The sequence below is a fragment of the Sphaerisporangium sp. NPDC049002 genome, from assembly GCF_040649355.1.
In the GTDB taxonomy this organism is placed as follows: Bacteria; Actinomycetota; Actinomycetes; order Streptosporangiales; family Streptosporangiaceae; genus Sphaerisporangium.
The window spans coordinates 1-16202 of record NZ_JBEZFH010000044.1 but is presented as its reverse complement, the minus strand read 5'-3'; the positions used below and the strand labels follow the sequence as shown (position 1 = coordinate 16202).

General features: G+C 68.1%; 20 protein-coding genes, 2 tRNA genes, 1 other RNA gene and 1 pseudogene. 14 read left to right on the top strand and 10 right to left on the bottom strand.

All coding sequences use genetic code 11. The features are described 5' to 3' along the window. Nucleotides 1-20: 20 nt before the first annotated feature. The 4 genes from AB0B89_RS12195 to upp all read right to left on the bottom strand — a co-directional run bounded on the left by AB0B89_RS12195 (nucleotide 21) and on the right by upp (nucleotide 1806). Nucleotides 21-548, bottom strand: coding sequence for a PH domain-containing protein (locus AB0B89_RS12195; protein ID WP_358551445.1), 528 nt, complete (start codon nucleotides 546-548; stop codon nucleotides 21-23). Next, nucleotides 545-730 carry a hypothetical protein gene (locus tag AB0B89_RS12190; RefSeq protein WP_358551443.1) on the bottom strand — a complete coding sequence of 62 codons (186 nt, stop codon included), beginning with the start codon at nucleotides 728-730 and terminating at the stop codon, nucleotides 545-547. Before AB0B89_RS12190 ends, AB0B89_RS12195 begins: the two co-directional genes overlap by 4 nt. Before the next feature lie 88 nt (nucleotides 731-818). Beyond that, on the bottom strand, nucleotides 819-1037 hold the full coding sequence (locus tag AB0B89_RS12185; protein ID WP_358551441.1) for a three-helix bundle dimerization domain-containing protein: 219 nt from the start codon (nucleotides 1035-1037) through the stop codon (nucleotides 819-821). Nucleotides 1038-1167: 130 nt separating this feature from the next. Next, complete coding sequence (upp, locus tag AB0B89_RS12180; RefSeq protein WP_358551439.1) at nucleotides 1168-1806, bottom strand: uracil phosphoribosyltransferase; 639 nt, start codon at nucleotides 1804-1806, stop codon at nucleotides 1168-1170. Between the two features lie 178 nt (nucleotides 1807-1984). Between upp and AB0B89_RS12175 the strand changes: the two genes are divergently transcribed. The 4 genes from AB0B89_RS12175 (at nucleotide 1985) to AB0B89_RS12160 (ending at nucleotide 3621) form a co-directional block, all read left to right on the top strand. Then, nucleotides 1985-2473, top strand: coding sequence for a tRNA adenosine deaminase-associated protein (locus AB0B89_RS12175; RefSeq protein ID WP_358551437.1), 489 nt, complete (start codon nucleotides 1985-1987; stop codon nucleotides 2471-2473). A 17-nt stretch (nucleotides 2474-2490) separates the two neighbouring features. Beyond that, nucleotides 2491-2982, top strand: a complete 492-nt coding sequence (locus AB0B89_RS12170) for a tRNA adenosine deaminase-associated protein (RefSeq protein WP_358551435.1) — start codon at nucleotides 2491-2493, stop codon at nucleotides 2980-2982. A gap of 42 nt (nucleotides 2983-3024) precedes the next feature. Beyond that, nucleotides 3025-3459, top strand: a complete 435-nt coding sequence (gene tadA, locus AB0B89_RS12165; RefSeq protein WP_358551433.1) for a tRNA adenosine(34) deaminase TadA — start codon at nucleotides 3025-3027, stop codon at nucleotides 3457-3459. A 72-nt stretch (nucleotides 3460-3531) separates the two neighbouring features. After that, nucleotides 3532-3621: transfer RNA gene (locus AB0B89_RS12160), tRNA-Ser, on the top strand. A gap of 262 nt (nucleotides 3622-3883) precedes the next feature. Here AB0B89_RS12160 and AB0B89_RS12155 read toward each other — a convergent pair. Continuing rightward, on the bottom strand, nucleotides 3884-4399 hold the full coding sequence (locus tag AB0B89_RS12155; RefSeq protein WP_358551431.1) for an N-acetyltransferase: 516 nt from the start codon (nucleotides 4397-4399) through the stop codon (nucleotides 3884-3886). Nucleotides 4400-4822: 423 nt separating this feature from the next. Here AB0B89_RS12155 and AB0B89_RS12150 point away from each other — a divergent pair, with 423 nt between their 5' ends. Next, the gene (locus tag AB0B89_RS12150) at nucleotides 4823-5137 is read left to right on the top strand and encodes a hypothetical protein (protein WP_358551429.1); all 315 of its coding nucleotides are present in this window, start codon (nucleotides 4823-4825) and stop codon (nucleotides 5135-5137) included. Nucleotides 5138-5218: 81 nt separating this feature from the next. Here AB0B89_RS12150 and AB0B89_RS12145 read toward each other — a convergent pair whose 3' ends face one another. The 3 genes from AB0B89_RS12145 to AB0B89_RS12135 form a co-directional block, all read right to left on the bottom strand. Next, entirely contained in the window at nucleotides 5219-6118 is a 900-nt protein-coding gene (locus tag AB0B89_RS12145) for a hypothetical protein (RefSeq protein WP_358551427.1), read from the bottom strand. Between the two features lie 145 nt (nucleotides 6119-6263). Continuing rightward, the gene (locus AB0B89_RS12140; RefSeq protein WP_358551425.1) at nucleotides 6264-6581 is read right to left on the bottom strand and encodes a type II toxin-antitoxin system VapB family antitoxin; all 318 of its coding nucleotides are present in this window, start codon (nucleotides 6579-6581) and stop codon (nucleotides 6264-6266) included. A 68-nt stretch (nucleotides 6582-6649) separates the two neighbouring features. Beyond that, a complete protein-coding gene (locus tag AB0B89_RS12135; RefSeq protein ID WP_358551423.1) occupies nucleotides 6650-7525 on the bottom strand; it encodes a neutral zinc metallopeptidase in 876 nt (291 codons plus the stop codon). A gap of 264 nt (nucleotides 7526-7789) precedes the next feature. Between AB0B89_RS12135 and AB0B89_RS12130 the strand changes: the two genes are divergently transcribed. Beyond that, nucleotides 7790-8104 (top strand): hypothetical protein, encoded by a 315-nt coding sequence (locus tag AB0B89_RS12130; RefSeq protein WP_358551421.1) that lies wholly within the window; start codon nucleotides 7790-7792, stop codon nucleotides 8102-8104. Between the two features lie 60 nt (nucleotides 8105-8164). Here the strand turns inward: AB0B89_RS12130 and AB0B89_RS12125 are convergent. Beyond that, nucleotides 8165-8253, bottom strand: a tRNA-Ser gene (locus AB0B89_RS12125). Nucleotides 8254-8368: 115 nt separating this feature from the next. Here AB0B89_RS12125 and ffs point away from each other — a divergent pair. From ffs to AB0B89_RS12090, 7 genes are all read left to right on the top strand, one after another. Continuing rightward, an RNA gene (gene ffs, locus AB0B89_RS12120) (signal recognition particle sRNA small type) lies at nucleotides 8369-8464 on the top strand. Between the two features lie 106 nt (nucleotides 8465-8570). Next, nucleotides 8571-10820 (top strand): DNA polymerase III subunit gamma and tau, encoded by a 2250-nt coding sequence (locus AB0B89_RS12115; protein WP_358551419.1) that lies wholly within the window; start codon nucleotides 8571-8573, stop codon nucleotides 10818-10820. A gap of 269 nt (nucleotides 10821-11089) precedes the next feature. Continuing rightward, entirely contained in the window at nucleotides 11090-11437 is a 348-nt protein-coding gene (locus AB0B89_RS12110; RefSeq protein WP_358551417.1) for a YbaB/EbfC family nucleoid-associated protein, read from the top strand. A 5-nt stretch (nucleotides 11438-11442) separates the two neighbouring features. Next, entirely contained in the window at nucleotides 11443-12042 is a 600-nt protein-coding gene (recR, locus tag AB0B89_RS12105) for a recombination mediator RecR (protein ID WP_358551415.1), read from the top strand. Further along, nucleotides 12035-12565, top strand: coding sequence for a DUF5063 domain-containing protein (locus AB0B89_RS12100; RefSeq protein WP_358551413.1), 531 nt, complete (start codon nucleotides 12035-12037; stop codon nucleotides 12563-12565). Before recR ends, AB0B89_RS12100 begins: the two co-directional genes overlap by 8 nt. Nucleotides 12566-12743: 178 nt before the next feature. Then, nucleotides 12744-14018, top strand: a complete 1275-nt coding sequence (locus AB0B89_RS12095) for an aspartate kinase (RefSeq protein ID WP_358551411.1) — start codon at nucleotides 12744-12746, stop codon at nucleotides 14016-14018. Then, nucleotides 14015-15121: an aspartate-semialdehyde dehydrogenase gene (locus AB0B89_RS12090; RefSeq protein WP_358551409.1), complete on the top strand. Its 1107-nt coding sequence runs from the start codon at nucleotides 14015-14017 to the stop codon at nucleotides 15119-15121. Before AB0B89_RS12095 ends, AB0B89_RS12090 begins: the two co-directional genes overlap by 4 nt. A gap of 311 nt (nucleotides 15122-15432) precedes the next feature. Here the strand turns inward: AB0B89_RS12090 and AB0B89_RS12085 are convergent, their stop codons facing one another. Continuing rightward, complete coding sequence (locus AB0B89_RS12085) at nucleotides 15433-16002, bottom strand: hypothetical protein (protein ID WP_358551407.1); 570 nt, start codon at nucleotides 16000-16002, stop codon at nucleotides 15433-15435. On the opposite strand from AB0B89_RS12085, the pseudogene AB0B89_RS12080 reads away from it, so the two are divergent. Further along, nucleotides 15992-16202: pseudogene (locus AB0B89_RS12080) on the top strand (hypothetical protein); the annotation flags it as partial. The gene AB0B89_RS12085 and the pseudogene AB0B89_RS12080 sit on opposite strands and share 11 nt — an antisense overlap.

The following is a 16202-nucleotide window of genomic DNA, read 5'->3' as shown; positions in this document are numbered from 1 at the left end:
GGATTCAGGACGAAAGCGGACTAATCATCGTCGTCAGAACTGGGAAAGAGCATCTGGCAGACCTCGAGGTACAGGGTCTCCGGATACGGAATGTAGGGGACGGTCGACAGGGCCTGATCTTGGCCCGCCGACTCCAGGACGAACTCGCCGTACCCCAGCATGCGGCCGAGCAGTGAGCGCTGGAAGCTCATGTCGGTCACCTTGCCGAGCGGCATCATCGCCACCCGGCGGGTGATCAGGCCGGTGGTCAACAGCATGCGTTTGGACGTCACCACGAAGTAGTCGACCGACCACTCCGCCACTTTCCACACGAAGCGGATCAGTAGGAGAAGCCAGGCCCACCAGACGATGACCAACGCCTGTGACCCTTGGTTCGCACCGAGCCACTTGCTCAGCAACCCTGCCAGGACCAAGCCGCCGAAGACCTCGGCGACCGGTCGTAACAGGACGGCCGGGTGGCGTCGCACCATGATGACCTGGTGTTCCTGGGGGAGAAGGTAACGATTGACCGACGACGGAGCAGAGTCCCCGTGGGTCACAAGTCTCATGTCAGCTTCGTGAAGAATAGCGCCAGCGAATCCGCCGCGTTCACCACAGTGTCCATTGCTCCCTTGACCGCGCTTGCCGCGTCAGCCGGTCTGGTGAACAGGTAGAAAGCCACAAACGCGATGGCTGTGTACGTTAGAACCTTCTTGACCTGCACTGCCGCCTCCGTTAACCGCTCACCCACTGCACCCACCGTATACATTACCCAGCCCAATGGCCGGGTAAAGCGCATCCGCACCCCATAGTCTTTAGGGGTCTGGATGTGACCTGCGTCACCCTTGCTCGCCGGCGACCACTGCCAGCACCTGGAGGTGCTTGCGAGCGATTCGCTCGACCAGGCTTGGGTACGCGTAACCAGTGACTTCCATCGCACCGTGGTGAGCCGCTTCGATGCAGCGCGTCACCGTCGCGGCGGGATGAACCCCGGCGAACTCGACCTTAAGCACCGTCTCGACCTGTGTATAGGCGTCAATATCCGGCAGCTGGTCCATAGCTCTCCCAGGTGTGCGTTCGCGGTCTGAGGGACCGGAACACAGTGACATCGTCATCACTCTGTGTACCCACCGAAACACATTATGTAACGAGTCGAACGTCAACCTGGGGAAAAGAAGGGAAAGGAATTCAGACGACGCCGTAGAGGCGGTCGCCGGCGTCGCCGAGGCCGGGCACGATGTACCCGTGCTCGTTGAGCCGCTCGTCGAGTGCGGCCGTGACCACGCGCACCGGCCGGCTGAAGTCCGAGAACACCTTCTCCATGAAGGCCAGTCCCTCGGGGGCGGCCAGAAGGCAGATGGCCGTGACGTCCTCGGCGCCGCGCTCGAAAAGCAGCTCGATGGCCGCCGCGAGGGTGCCGCCGGTCGCGAGCATCGGGTCGAGCACGTAGCACTGGCGACCCGAAAGATCTTCCGGGAGCCGGGTCGCGTACGTCTGGGCCTTGAGGGTGCCCTCGTCGCGGATCATACCGAGGAAGCCGACCTCGGCGGTGGGCAGCAGCCGGGTCATGCCGTCGAGCATGCCGAGCCCGGCCCGGAGGATGGGCACGACCAGGGGCGCGGGACGCGCCAGCCGTACCCCGTGAGCGGGGGCGACGGGGGTGTCGACCGTCGCTTCGGTGACCCGCACGTCGCGGGTCGCCTCGTAGGCGAGCAGGGTCACGAGCTCATCCGCGAGCCGGCGGAACGTCGGGGAGTCCGTGCGTACATCCCGCAGCGTGGTCAGCTTGTGGGCGACGAGCGGGTGGTCGACGACGAGGGTCTTCATGGCTGCCAAAGGTATCTCCTGGGAACGGGTAAATGGTACGAGCGGGTCGGTAACGGCCATCACACCCTAAGCTGGCCAGGCACGGCCGTTTTTGATCACAATTTGCCCGAGGGGCGTACGGGGACTGAGTGATTCTGCGAGCATTGCCAACTGTAAGAACCGCGTCGGTGGGGTGAAGATGACAGACGTAGATGCTCTTGACTTCGCCATCGTGGTCTACCGCGAGGACGACCAGTGGGAAGCCGAGATGCTGCCCATAGGTCTCACGGCCGATCTGCACGGGCTGATCCACTCCCTGCGCCAGCAGCCGAGCATGGGCACGACGATTGGCCTGGTCGCCGTGGGGGATGACTTCTTCGTGGCATTACGGGTGTTTGGTGAGCGCGTCGACGTGTTCCTCTCCGACATCACGGCATCGTGGGACTGGCCTCTGGCCCAGCAGGTCCTTGAGCTGCTCGATGTCCCGGTGCCGGAGGAGGAGGAGCTCGACATGGTCCTCCCGGCGGGAGATCTGTCGATCTTCTCCGACCTCGGGCTCGACGAGATGGAGCTCGGCGCCCTCTCCGGTGACCTCGAACTGCTGCCTGATGAGGTGCTTTCCAGCATCGCCGCCCGGCTCGGATTCTCCCAGCCGTTTGAACGTGCCGTCGACTCAGCCCTCGGCTGACCTCGGGAGCCCCGATCATGCCCTCGAGACCAACCCACAGCGCCATGTTCGCCGCTGCCTTCGTCCGCACACCCGACGGGTGGAGCGGCGCGGAGGTCGACCTGACGAGCGCCGAGATCGCCGACGACCTCGGTGACGCGGTGCAAGACGCCCTCGGCCTCCAGGGCGACGAGCTCGCCCTGCTCTGCGTCGAGGTGGAGGACGAGTGGTTCGCCCTTGTCCGCTACGACGGCGACGCCGAGCCCCGGGCTTTCGTCTCCGACGTCCATTCCGCGGCGAGCGACCCCCTCGGAGAGCTCTTCAGCGAGCTCGCCGGGGTGCTCGTGCCCGACAAGGAGGCTGATCTCGGGGTCCGGCCCGCCGGCGACTTCGAGCTGCTGAGCGACCTCGGGGTGAGCGCCGAGGAGCTGCTGGAGCTCAGCATGGAAGAGGGCGTGCTCCCCGCCGACACCCTCTCGGTGATCGCGGAGAAGCTCTCCTTCGCGGACGAGCTCGACCGGCTGCACTAGCGAGAGATCGCGTACGTGGGCGAGTCCGGTTTCGAGGAACCCATGAGGCTCGCGCTGGCGCAGGCCGTGAGGGCGGGCGAGAGGGGCGAGGTGCCGGTCGGCGCGGTCGTCCTCGGCCCCTCGGGCGAGGTGCTGGCGGCGGCCGGGAACGATCGTGAGGGGAGTGCCGATCCCACGGCCCACGCGGAGATCCTGGCGCTGCGCGAGGCGGCCCGCGTGCGCGGGGAATGGCGCCTGGCCGGCTGCACGCTCGTGGTCACCCTGGAGCCGTGCACGATGTGCGCGGGGGCCGCGGTGCTCGCGCGGGTCGGCAGGGTCGTCTACGGCGCCGCCGACGAGAAGGCGGGCGCGGCCGGTTCGCTCTGGGATGTGGTCCGCGATCGGCGGCTGAACCACCGTCCTGAGGTGATCCTGGGCGTGCTCGCCGGGGAGTGTTCGGCCGTGCTCAGAGACTTCTTCACGGACCGACGACCATGAAAGCCTCCTTTCTTCGCATAACGGACGCTTACGACGCGCGAGCAGGGGCGCGGATCCGGTAGGCTGCTCGGCGGTGGAGTCGCCTAGTGGCCGAGGGCGCACGCCTCGAAAGCGTGTGATGGGGCAACCCATCCGTGGGTTCAAATCCCACCTCCACCGCCACTACGAAGGGCCCCAGCCCGCATCACCGGCTGGGGCCCTTCGCGTGTCTCCGTCTGACGCCGTGTGCGAGGTGGCGCGGGCAGTCCCATGGGGACCGCCCCCTGCCGACAAAAGGCTTCAAATGGGGCAATTAGCCCCGGGCTCGGGGCCGGCTATCCGGTGCCGGTCGTGGGGACCCTCATACCGGGGCATTGGCCTACATAAGGCGATAAGCCGGGTATGCACCTGGGCGTGAGTCGTGCTTGTCATCCGGAATTTATGGTTATACATCGTCAAAAGGTGGGGCATACGCGAAATCACCGCGTATGGCGGGTGTATAGGTGCTCAGTGTGCGGGCCTGGAAGTGCGGGGCCCACCCTGGCACCGGCGGCGTGATTCCGTACTCCTCGGCCGGGCGGAAACCGAACAGCGGGTAGTAGTCGCTGTGACCGAGCAGCACGACAACGGATTCGCCGAGCGCGTCCGCCGCCCCGAGAACGGCGTGCATGAGCGCGTGCCCGACTCCTTGCCGCTGGAATGCGGGGAGCACTCCGAGCGGGCCGAGCCCGAGCACGGATACGGCGCCGACCGAGGCCCGGCTGCAGACCACATGCCCGACGACGGATCCATCGCCCGAGGTGGCCACCAGGGAGAGCTCGGGGATCCAGGCGTCGCAGGCCCGCAGCGCGTCGACCAGGCGGGCCTCCGCGGTATGCCGGCCGTCCCCGGCGGAAGGCGGGCCGGTCTCCACGGGGGCCTGGCCGGGTGCGGGCGGCTTGGCGAAGGCGGCGGTGTGCACCTCGCGGATGGCTGGGATATCTGCTGGGAGTTCACGTCGTATCAACACTTGTTCAGGCTTTCGGCCCCCAGACGAGCCGTCAACCGAATAAACCCACCAATCGGCGCCTCGCGGCCGGGCCGTACGGACAAGGGGGCGATGGTCCCGCGTGCCGCACCGATTTCCCTGAGGGACCGGTGAATCGGGAGCTTCCCACCCGCCGGATCGGGTCCGTGAAAGCGGCGAATGCGATTCAGGGATGCGCCGAATGTCCGAAACCAAGCCTTTGCCTCTTACGGGATGCTCGCTGGATTTCGTCCGGTTAAGGTGAGATATGTAGTTTCTCGCGACGTTTGGGATATCCCGAGGAAACCAATACGAAGCTCCGCGCGCCCGGGTGTCGCCCGGGCCTCAGACCACCTCTATTAACGGAAGTGATCTCCTATGCTCAGGAAAGCTCTCGCCACCGGATTCCTTGTGGCCGCCGTCCTCGTCATCCCGGGGACGGCGGCGGTGAGCTCCGCCGGCGCGTCCACCGTGGCCGGCGCCTCTGTGGCCTCTCCGACGACGGACCACGCCTCCTGCAAGGGCAAGAGGTGCGCCACCAGACAGGGCCACCACAAGAAGAAGCGCGTCACCCACCACAAGAAGCACAGCGGCAAGCACAAGAAGCACGCCGGTGCCCCGCACAAGAAGGCGCACGCCGCGAGCCGCCACCACAACAAGGCGCACAGGATGTCGCACATCGTCAAGCACTAGAAACGGCCCCGCTCCCGGCCAGTTCTCCGTCGCCCCGCGAGGACCTCCTCACGGGGCGACCACCGCGGGCGCAGGACCTCATCAGGGGTCGAGCGTGCTCCCCTCGACGTTCTCCGTGCGGCCGTAGAGCACCTGCTCGTTGATCTCAAGGTTGTTGATCAGTCGCAGGGCGGCCGTGATGGCCGTGCCGACCAGGTCGCCGTCCACCTCGCCGTACTCGATCTGGAGGATCGTGTCCGCGGCCCGGTCGTCGTCGGCCACGCGCTGGGGATCGTGCCAGGCGCCCTCGGCGCCGGTCTCCGTGGCGGCGCGCATGATGGATCCGACGGCATGCGCCTTGGCCTTCGGGATCGTGAGGGTCAGCAGCTCGCGCTCCACGCGATCGAGCCTCACGTCGTCATCGGCGCCCCCGAACAGCAGCGCGTACAGGAGATCCTTGGCCTCGCACAGCAGCGCCTCCGCGCTGGGCGCGCGGTGCTCGGGCGAGATGAGCGGGCCGCCCTTGTGCGGTGGATCGAGCAGGTGGCCCTCTCCCTCCAGGACCTCGCGGGTCAGAGCCCGGTAGTGTTCGATGTATCCCGGCAGGGACGTGTGGTCGAGGGCGAGCCGGCGGATGCGGGCGGCCCTGGCGACCCGCTCGGCCTCCTCCTGCTGACGCGCCTGGCCGTTCACCGCCTGTACGGGCTGACGCGCGGCCCGCGCCTGGTCGTTTCCCGCGTCGTCGTCCTCGTCGCCCGTGATCACCTGGTCGGCGCCGCTCTCCCAGACCGGATGGGCGTACACGCCGTCCTCCGCCGAGGGGCCCCGCGGCACCTGCCTCGGGATGGAGTAGGTCATCTCATCCGCTCGTAGGACCAACGCCATCAACTGCTCGACCAGCCAGTCCGTGGGCTGCTCGTGGAGACGTACGCGCAGGCGTTCGCGCAGCTCTCCGGCGAGCTCTTCACGGACCTGCGCCACGAGGTGCGTGACATCTCGCATTGGGTCACCGTCCGACGTTGCGTTCCAGCGGCCTGAGCCGTGTCGCCCCTGCGACTGTCGCAGCTTAGGAACCCGCAGGCCGGAGGATGGCCGGTAAGGGAACTGTTTTACCTAGGACGCCGGCGGCTGACGGACGGTATGCGGATCATTCGGGTGAGGCGCCCGTGGGAGCGTCCACATCGAGCACTCGCGCGTGGAGCACCGAGCGCTGGTGGAGCGCCGCGCGCAGCGCCCGGTGAAGACCGTCCTCAAGATAGAACTCGCCACGCCACTGCACGACATGAGGGAAAAGATCGCCATAGAACGTCGAGTCCTTGGCGAGCAGGGAATGCAGGTCGAGCACCGCCTTCGTGGTGATCAATGAGTCGAGCCTGACCTGCCGGGGCGGTATCCGCGCCCATTCACGATGCGACAGGCCATGCTCTGGGTAAGGGCGGTTGTCACCGACTGACTTGAAGATCACCTATTCAGTTTAAGAGAGTTTTCGACCTTTGCCTGCTTCAGTGGCTCGGTGGTGAGGTGCCGAGTGGCTCAGACGCTGCCCGAGAAGGTGTCGCACTGCCCAGGGTCACCGGACTTGTAGCCGGTGCTGAACCACTTCATCCGCTGCTGCGACGTCCCATGGGTGAAACCTTCCGGGTTGACGCGGCCCTGTGCCTTCTGCTGGATCCGGTCGTCTCCGACGGCGGCCGCGGCGTCGAGCGCTTCCTTGATGTCGGTGTCGGTGAAGGGCTTCTCGTAGAAGCCGGTGTCCACGGCGTTCTTGGCCCAGACCCCCGCGTAGCAGTCCGCCTGAAGCTCCAGCCGCACCGAGCCGCTCTCGGCGCCCTGGCTGTTCCCGCCGACCTTGTCCATGGTCCCCAGGAGGTCCTGCACGTGGTGCCCGTACTCGTGGGCGATCACGTACGCCTGGGCGAACGGGCCGCCCTTCGCGCCGAACTTGCTCTGCAGCTCGTCGAAGAAGGTCAGGTCCAGGTAGACGAGCTTGTCGCTCGGGCAGTAGAACGGCCCGACCTCCGAGGTCGCCTGGCCACACCCGGTGTTCACCGCCTGGGAGAACAGCACGGTCTTCGCCTGCGTGTACTGGCCGTTGCCCGCCTTGTCGAAGGCGTCCCGCCAATAGGCCTGAATGCTGTTGACGACACCCACGACGCGGCAGTTCTCCGACTTGTCGGCGTCGGAGCCCTTCTTGCATTCCTGGGAGGTGTCGGAGGTCGGCTGGACACCCGTCGTGTCACCCCCGCCGGTGATGTCACCGGGGTTGATTCCAAAGATCAGTGCGGCGATAAGGGCGATGATGCCCGCCGCGCCTCCGCCGATGGCCAGACCGCCACCGCGAAACCCGCCACCGCCACCACGGTTCTCGACCTGCGAGGAATCAAGGTCGACATCGTCACGGAAATCCATTGGCCCGTTTTCCCTTTTCTTAGGTTTTCAGGGTCATATATGACCCCGCTAGTTCCCCAGAGAGAAACGATCATGCGTGTCTCATACAGAGTGCCAGCTCAGAGCGCCCGTCAAAGGCGGTATGGCTCTTCTTCAAGGCTTGCACCGCTGCGGGCCAACGGCATGCCGTGATCGGTTGGCCAAGGGCGCGGGATCCCGGGCCCCAGGTCCACATCTGGTTACTGTGACGACCAGGCGACCACTGACAGTGATATGGAGGCGACCTTGCGTACGGTGCACGAGGAGCCGCTCCCCTATCAAGTGCCGCCTCCCGCCTTCTTCCTGCGGAGCGGGCCGATCATGCCGACGGGCAGGTGGATACGGGCCAGGGTCGCGTCCCAGGGCCCTCTCGTCGCGGGTCTGGTGCTCGCGCTGGCGGCCGGCACGGGCATGGGCCTCGGGCTGAGCCCATCCTGCGCGCTGACCGCTCCGTTCCCGACCGGCCTCGGCCCCGAACCCCGCCCCCCGGACCACTCGGGCCTGCCGTACATCGTCCAGTGGCGCCCCATGCCCCCGACCGTCCCTCCCGTGAACCCGTAGCAACCAGCCGGAACGCCAAAAAGGGCCGACCCGCATGCGCGGCCCGACCCTTTCGGAAGGTGGCGGAGGATAGGAGATTCGAACTCCTGAGGGGTTGCCCCCAACACGCTTTCCAAGCGTGCGCCCTAGGCCAACTAGGCGAATCCTCCGTCGAGAAGCTTACCGGACTTCGGGGGCTGAGAAGACCGCGAAGACGACCACGAATCGGTCTCGGTGTTCGCGCGGTGGCTGCCACGAGCACTGCCGGGCACGGCTAGACTGTCACCGGACCCCTCGCACGGCGTCATCCTGTGAACCTCCCCAGGGCCGGAAGGCAGCAAGGATAAGCGGGCTCTGTCGGGTGTGCGAGGGGTCTCTTAGCTGGAGTTACAGGATGGTGCCGTCACATGAGCGAGCCGCTCGACCCTCGTGACACCCCTGGTCTTCCGGCGCATTCGCACTCCGACCCCCTAGGCGAGGAGACGGCATGAGTCTCGCTCTCTACCGCAAATACCGGCCTGGGACCTTCGCCGAAGTCAAGGGTCAGGATCACGTCACAGAGCCGCTGCGGCAGGCGCTGAGCACCGGCCGCATCAACCATGCCTATCTCTTCAGCGGCCCGCGCGGGTGCGGCAAGACCTCCAGCGCGCGCATCCTCGCCCGCTCGCTGAACTGCGAGAAGGGCCCGACGCCCGACCCCTGCGGCGAGTGCGAGTCCTGTGTGGCCCTTTCGTCCACCGGGCCCGGCCACCTGGACGTCATCGAGATCGACGCCGCGTCCCACGGAGGTGTGGACGACGCCCGCGACCTGCGCGAGCGCGCCTTCTTCGCCCCGGTCTCCGCGCGCTTCAAGATCTACATCATCGACGAGGCGCACATGGTGACCCGCGAGGGCTTCAACGCGCTGCTCAAGCTCGTCGAGGAGCCCCCGCCCCACCTGAAGTTCGTCTTCGCGACCACCGAGCCCGAGAAGGTCATCGGGACCATCAAGTCCCGCACCCATCACTATCCGTTCCGGCTGATGCCGCCGGCGACGCTGCGGCAGCTCCTGGAGGAGATCCTCGGCTCCGAGTCGGTGCCGTACGAGCCCGCCGCGCTGCCGCTGGTCGTACGAGCGGGCGCCGGCTCGGCGCGCGACTCACTCTCGATCCTCGACCAGTTGCTGGCGGGCGCCGACGACGCCGGCATCACCTACGCCCGTGCGGTCTCGCTCCTCGGCTACACCGACGCCGATCTGCTCGACGAGATCGTCCTGGCGTTCGCCAGACGTGACGGCGCCCAGGTGTTCCAGGCGGTCAACCGCGTGATCGAGGGCGGTCACGACCCGCGCCGGTTCGCCATGGATCTGCTTGAGCGCTTCCGCGACCTGGTGGTGCTCGCCAACGTGCCGGAGGCCGCGGCCAACGGCCTGCTCGACCGCCCGGCCGACGAGCTGGAGCGGCTGGCCGAGCAGGCGGCCTCGATGGGGCCGGCCGAGGTGACCCGGGCGGCCGAGCTGTTCAACGCCGGGCTGACCGAGATGCGCGGTGCGACCTCTCCCCGGCTGCTGCTGGAGCTGATGTGCGCTCGGGTTCTCCTTCCGGCGGCCGAGCAAGGTGAGGCGGCTCTGCTCGCCCGGCTGGAGCGCTTGGAGCGCGGAGGGGTGGCGGCCGCGGCCGTGCCGGTGCCCGGCTCCGCTGCCCCGCTCGCCCCGGCCGTCCCCGTGGTGCCCGGGCCTCCGGCGGCCGGCACCGTGATCGCGGCCGACGAGCCGCAGTACGCCCAGCCGACGCAGCACATTCAGCCGACGCAGAACGCTCAGCAGGCACAGTCCGTCCAGCAGGCAGCACAGTCCGTGCAGCGGCCTCAGACGGCCGAGGGGCGGATGCCCGCCGCACGTCCTCCGGCGGACGACTGGCCCGCAACGTCGCGGCCGGGTGCCCCGCAGGCGCCGCAGCGGCGGGCTGAGAGCACTCCCGCGCCGGCCCAGGTGTCACCGGCGGGCGGGGTCTTCCACCAGACGTGGCCGCAGGTCCTCGATGTGCTCAAGCAGCGCTCCCCGGCCGTCTGGGCCAACGTCAACACCAACTCCCAGCTCATCGGCGTCGAGGGCAACATCGTCACGCTCGGCTTCAGCCAGGTCGGCGCCATGCGCAACTTCGTCAACGGCGCCAAGGACTCCGTGGTCGCGGCGGCGATCACCACGGTGATGGGCGGCACCTGGCGCGTGGAGGCCGTCGTCGGCAACTCGGGCGGCGGAGGTTCCCCCTCGGCCCCGGCCTCGTCCGCTCCGGCGCAAGCCGTACGGCAGGCTCCCGCGGCGCGCCCGGCGTCATCGCGCCCGGACGGCCCGCAGGTGGCCCCCTCCCCGCCGGCGGCCACGAGAGGGCCGGTCGGCGCCCAGGACGCGCAGTCGCAGGCGCGGCGTCAGGCAGCCGCGCAGCAGCCGCAGGCCGCGCCCTCGCCCTCGGACGACCCCTGGCCGGATGCGCCGCTTCCCGACGACGAGGGCACGGCGCCCAGGGCCGGTTTCACCGCCGCCCGTCCGGCGCAGGCGGTCGCCCAGTCCGGGCCCCGGCAGACGGGGGCAGCGGGGTGGCCCGACGCCGTGCCCCGCCGTTCCGGCCCGCCGGTCAGTGAGGCCGACGAGGTCGACCCGTACAACGACGTGGTCGCCGACGGCGACTCGCTGAGCGGCATGGCGCTCGTCCAGCGGGAACTCGGCGGGCAGATCATCAACGAGATCGACCACCCGTAGCCTCCGGCCGCGGGGTCATGCCCATCCACCGGATAGGCTGCCAAACCGTACCTATCTGTCCCTTTTTGGATCTGCCGGAGACCGTGCCTATCCGCCCCTTTTCGGGTTCGGCCGCAGGTCGCGGCCGGTTCGCTGTTTCGGGGGTCGGCGGGTCACGGCCGTTCCGCGTGCGGGGGCTCCCCACGCCAACACTGACGTGCGCCAGTGCAACATGCGTGGCAAACCCCGTAGGCTCGTGCCACACGCGAAGCCATGAGGAGCGCAAGATCGTGAATCCAGGGGATGTCAACTTGCAGCAGTTGCTGGAGCAGGCGCAGCTCATGCAGCAGCAGCTCGCGACGGCCCAGCAGGAGCTCAACGACGCGGAGGTCGAGGGGAGCGCCGGTGGCGGCCTCGTCGTCGCGACCGTCAACGGGAGTGGTGAGCTGCTTGAGCTGAAGATCAGCCCCAAGGCCATCGACTCCGGCGACCCGCAGGATACGGCCGATACGATCGCCGACCTGGTGATCGCGGCGGTGCGAGACGCCGTGCGAGCGGCCGCCGAGCTCCAGCAGGAGAAGCTCGGCCCGCTGGCGCAGGGCCTTGGCGGGGGCGGATTCCAGCTGCCGGGGTTTTAGCCGCCATGTATGAGGGGGTCGTCCAGAACTTGATCGACGAGTTGGGCCTGCTGCCCGGCGTCGGTCCCAAGAGCGCGCAGCGGATCGCCTTTCACCTGCTGTCCGCCGACCCGGCCGATGTCAAACGGCTGGCGCACGCCCTGCTTGAGGTCAAGGAGAAGGTCCGGTTCTGCCGCGTCTGTGGAAACGTCGCGGCCGAGGAGGAGTGCCGGATCTGCCGGGATTCCCGGCGCGACCCCGCCGTCATCTGCGTGGTGGAGGAATCCAAGGACGTCGTCGCCATCGAAAAGACTCGTGAGTTCCGTGGCCGCTACCACGTGCTCGGCGGGGCGATCAGCCCTATCGAGGGAGTCGGCCCCGATGACCTGCGCATCCGCGAGCTGATGACGCGGCTGGCCGACGGGCGGGTCACCGAGCTGATCCTGGCGACCGATCCGAACCTCGAGGGAGAGGCCACGGCGACCTATCTCGCCAGGCTGGTGAAACCCATGGGTTTGAAAGTGACACGATTGGCCAGCGGTCTGCCAGTGGGCGGAGACCTCGAGTACGCCGACGAGGTCACCTTGGGCCGCGCTTTCGAAGGACGGAGGCTGCTGGATGTTTGATGAGTGGAGCGCTCTCGCGGATCGCGTCGCGGTACATGCGCAGAACTACCTGGACGGCCTGACCAGGCTCGCGAGCGGTGAGGGCGGCGACGCGACGCTCCCCATGCTGCTGGTCGAGGTCTCCCAGGTCAGCCTGGCGGGCTCGCAGCTCGGAGCCGCGCAGGACGTGATCCTGCAGGGCAACTTCGAGCCCGCGACCGGCCCCGACCCCGATCTCGACGGGGTGCGCACGGCTCTCGCCACGCGTCTTGGGCCTGTGGACGACTACGCCGAGGTCTTCGACCCGTACAAGGACACGGTCGTCACGCCGTACCGGCTCTCCGACGACCTGGCGGCCGTGGCGGCCGACCTCATCCACGGGCTCGGTCACTACCGCGCCGGGCGCCCGCTGGAGGCGCTGTGGTGGTGGCAGTACTCCTACTTCAACACCTGGGGCAACCACGCGGGCGCCGCGATGAGGGCGCTGCAGGCGCTCGTCGCGCACACCCGGCTCGACGTGGTGGAGGAGACCACGACCGCCTGATCGTCCAGAGGTTCGCGGGTCGGCCGTTCGCAGATCACGGCCACTGGTTGTCCACAGGCCGGCCCGGTTTTTCAGGGTTCGTGGCGGTGGCTGTCCACATGCTGGCCAAATCAGTTGGGCCTTCTGGGGGCCCCAGTAGACTGTGAGCTCCGCAGACTGAACCTTTGGGAGACATCCCGTGGCGCTCGTTGTCCAAAAGTACGGTGGTTCCTCCGTCGCCGACGCATCCGGCATCAAGCGTGTCGCGCAGCGAATCGTCGCGACGAAAAAAGCCGGCAACGACGTCGTGGTGATCGTTTCGGCGATGGGCGACACCACCGACGAGCTGCTCGATCTGGCCCAGCAGGTGACGCCGCTGCCCCCCGGGCGCGAGCTCGACATGCTGCTGACCGCCGGCGAGCGCATCTCGATGGCGTTGCTCGCGATGGCGATCGCCAACCTGGGTCACGAGGCCCGGTCGTTCACCGGCTCGCAGGCCGGTGTGATCACCGACTCGACCCACGGCAAGGCGCGCATCATCGACGTGACCCCGGGCCGCATCCAGGAGGCGGTCAGGGTCGGCCAGATCGCGATCGTGGCCGGCTTCCAGGGCGTCTCACAGGACAAGAAGGACATCACGACGCTCGGCCGGGGTGGCTCCGACACCACGGCGGTCGCGCTCGCGGCGGCCCTGGAGGCCGACGTCTGCGAGATCTACACCGATGTCGACGGCATCTTCACCGCCGATCCGCGCATCGTCTCCGCCGCTCGCCAGATCCCGAAGATCTCCTACGAGGAGGCAATGGAGATGGCCGCGTGCGGCGCCAAGATCCTGCACCTGCGCTGCGTGGAGTACGCCCGGCGGTTCGATCTGCCGATCCACGTAAGAAGCTCGTTCAGCAGCAAGGAAGGCACATGGGTCGTGTCCGATCCCAACACTGAAGGAAACGAGATGGAGCAGCCGATCATCTCCGGTGTCGCACACGACCGGAGCGAGGCAAAGATCACTGTGGTCGGGGTGCCCGACAAGGTCGGAGAGGCCGCGGCCATCTTCAGGACACTCGCCGACGTCGAGATCAACATCGACATGATCGTGCAGAACATCTCGGCCGCCGCCACCGGGCGCACGGACATCTCCTTCACGCTGCCCGCAGCCGACGGCACGGTAGCCGTCACGGCCCTGAAGCGCATCCAGGAGCAGATCGGCTTCGAGAAGATCCTCTTCGACGACCAGATCGGCAAGGTTTCGCTGGTGGGGGCGGGCATGCGCTCGCACCCCGGCGTCACCGCCAAGTTCTTCGGCGCCCTGGCCGACGCGGGCGTCAACATCGAGATGATCTCGACCTCCGAGATCCGCATCTCGGTCATCGTCGGGCAGGACGAGGTCGACGCGGCCGTCACCGCGGCACACCGGGCGTTCGATCTCGACGTCGACCAGGTCGAGGCCGTGGTCTACGGGGGCACCGGACGATGAGCGACCAGCCACAGCGCGCCAGCGAGGAGAGTGACCACGGAGTGAACGCCAAGCCCACCCTGGCCGTCGTCGGTGCGACCGGTGCCGTCGGAACCGTGATGCTGGACATCCTGTCCAACCGCCCCGACGTGTGGGGAGAGATCCGCCTCATCGCCTCGGCGCGCTCCGCGGGCAAGCGGCTCCTGGTCCGCGGGCAGGAGGTCGAGGTCGTCGCGCTCTCGCCCGAGGCCTTCGACGGGGTCGACGTGGCCATGTTCGACGTGCCCGACGAGGTGTCGGCCGAGTGGGCGCCGATCGCCGCGTCCCGTGGGGCGGTCGCGGTCGACAACTCCGGCGCCTTCCGCATGGACCCCGAGGTGCCCCTCGTCGTGCCCGAGTGCAACCCAGAGCAGGTGCGCCGGCGGCCCAAGGGCATCATCGCCAACCCCAACTGCACGACGCTGTCGATGATGGCCGCCCTCGGCGCCCTGCACCGCGAGTACGGCCTGACGGAGCTGGTCGTGGCCTCCTACCAGGCGGTCTCGGGGATGGGCGTGTCCGGGCCCGAGCGACTCTACGACGAGATCGCGGCCGTGGCGGGCAACCGCAGCATCGGCACCGTGGCCGGTGACGTGCGCAAGGCCGTTCCCGACCTCGTCGACTCGCCGTTCCCCGCGCCGCTGGCCTTCAACGTGGTGCCGGCGGCCGGCTCGCTCAAGGAGGACGGCTGGTTCTCCGAGGAGCTGAAGGTGCGCAACGAGTCGCGCAAGATCCTCGGCATCCCCGAGCTGAAGGTGTCGGCGACCTGCGTGCGGGTTCCGGTCATCACCACCCACTCGCTGGCGGTGCACGCCACCTTCGCCAAGCCGGTGACGGTGGAGGCCGCGCGGGCGGTGCTGGAGGCGGCTCCCACGGTGGTGGTCCTGGACGACCCGGCGAACGGCGTGTTCCCGACGCCGGCCGACGTGGTAGGTACCGATCCCACCTATGTCGGCCGCATCCGCCAGGCGCTCGACTTCCCGAACACCCTCGACATGTTCGTCTGCGGAGACAACCTTCGTAAGGGCGCGGCGCTCAACACCGCGGAGATCGCCGAACTGCTCGCGGCGGAGTTCACGGCATAGCACCCAAGGTCGGGTGCGGTACCGGATCGGTACGGCGCCCGCTGAGGAGTGATGGGAAGCGGGAGTCAGGCCGGGCGTGGTACCAGAGGCTACGGCGCCCGGCTGAGGGGTGTGGAACTGTGGGAGTCTCGGCGGGACTCCCACCGGGCATGCGCGCCGCCACAGGGCCGTACGCGCCTCCGGCCGGGGACGCGTGCGCGGTCAGGTGACCGGGACGCTTGCGCGGTCAGGGGACCGGGACGCTTGCGCGGTCAGGGGACCGGGACGCGTGCGCCGTCAGGAATGAGTGTGGGTGACCGGAGCGGGCCTGGTCACAGGAACATGATGTCCCAGTGGCTGGGTTCGTTGGCGTAGACCGTGTAGCCCTGGGGGCGGCGTTCGTAGTAAAGGCGGGCGCCGTCGCCGCGGACACGGCCCATGCGCTTGTTCCTGATGAAGCGGTCGACGCACTTGTTGTGCTCGATGTCGATCTTGTAGCCCTTCCCGTGGCTGTGCGGGCCAGTGGCGTGCCCGACCTCGGTGCCCCCTGTGACGACGACGCCGCATCCGCTGCGGCGCTTGAGGTTGACCAGGCCCCACAGCGTGCCGAGTCGTACGGAGGCCAGCGACGTGCAGGAATGCCGGTGCCGGTTGGCGCAGTGGCCCGATGACCTCCATCCGAGACCCGCGTGGTGGAGCCGCCGCGCGGCCTGCGGGTGCTGGAGCCGTACCGCCCGGTACAGGCGGTGCTGCTTCCACAGCGTCGGGCTGACCATCCCGGCGGCCCGTCCGACCCGCGCCTGCCGGGCCGTGGCCCGCCGTAGCCTCCGGGCGTCGAGCGTGCGGGGCTTGGCCGCCACAGAGGTCTTTTGGGTGTCGAGCGTGCGGGGCTTGGCCGCCACAGAGGCTTTTTGGGTGTCGAGTGTGCGGGGTTTGGTTGCCGCAGAGGTCATTCGGGTGTCGAGTGTGTGGGGATTGGCTGCCATGGAGGTCTTTCGGGTGTCGAGCGTGCGGGGCTTGGCCGCGGCGCGCAAGGTGAACAAGCCGCTGGGTGATTATCTGCGCAAGCACGACATCACCCCGCGCCGCTACTTCGTCGAGC

Bases quoted from the DNA above. Each gene is read 5' to 3' on its own strand.
- AB0B89_RS12195 (WP_358551445.1), bottom strand. From the start codon at position 548: ATGAGACTTGTGACCCACGGGGACTCTGCTCCGTCGTCGGTCAATCGT.
- AB0B89_RS12185 (WP_358551441.1), bottom strand. From the start codon at position 1,037: ATGGACCAGCTGCCGGATATTGACGCCTATACACAGGTCGAGACGGTG.
- upp (WP_358551439.1), bottom strand. From the start codon at position 1,806: ATGAAGACCCTCGTCGTCGACCACCCGCTCGTCGCCCACAAGCTGACC.
- AB0B89_RS12175 (WP_358551437.1), top strand. From the start codon at position 1,985: ATGACAGACGTAGATGCTCTTGACTTCGCCATCGTGGTCTACCGCGAG.
- AB0B89_RS12170 (WP_358551435.1), top strand. From the start codon at position 2,491: ATGCCCTCGAGACCAACCCACAGCGCCATGTTCGCCGCTGCCTTCGTC.
- tadA (WP_358551433.1), top strand. From the start codon at position 3,025: ATGAGGCTCGCGCTGGCGCAGGCCGTGAGGGCGGGCGAGAGGGGCGAG.
- AB0B89_RS12150 (WP_358551429.1), top strand. From the start codon at position 4,823: ATGCTCAGGAAAGCTCTCGCCACCGGATTCCTTGTGGCCGCCGTCCTC.
- AB0B89_RS12145 (WP_358551427.1), bottom strand. From the start codon at position 6,118: ATGCGAGATGTCACGCACCTCGTGGCGCAGGTCCGTGAAGAGCTCGCC.
- AB0B89_RS12135 (WP_358551423.1), bottom strand. From the start codon at position 7,525: ATGGATTTCCGTGACGATGTCGACCTTGATTCCTCGCAGGTCGAGAAC.
- AB0B89_RS12115 (WP_358551419.1), top strand. From the start codon at position 8,571: ATGAGTCTCGCTCTCTACCGCAAATACCGGCCTGGGACCTTCGCCGAA.
- recR (WP_358551415.1), top strand. From the start codon at position 11,443: ATGTATGAGGGGGTCGTCCAGAACTTGATCGACGAGTTGGGCCTGCTG.
- AB0B89_RS12100 (WP_358551413.1), top strand. From the start codon at position 12,035: ATGTTTGATGAGTGGAGCGCTCTCGCGGATCGCGTCGCGGTACATGCG.
- AB0B89_RS12090 (WP_358551409.1), top strand. From the start codon at position 14,015: ATGAGCGACCAGCCACAGCGCGCCAGCGAGGAGAGTGACCACGGAGTG.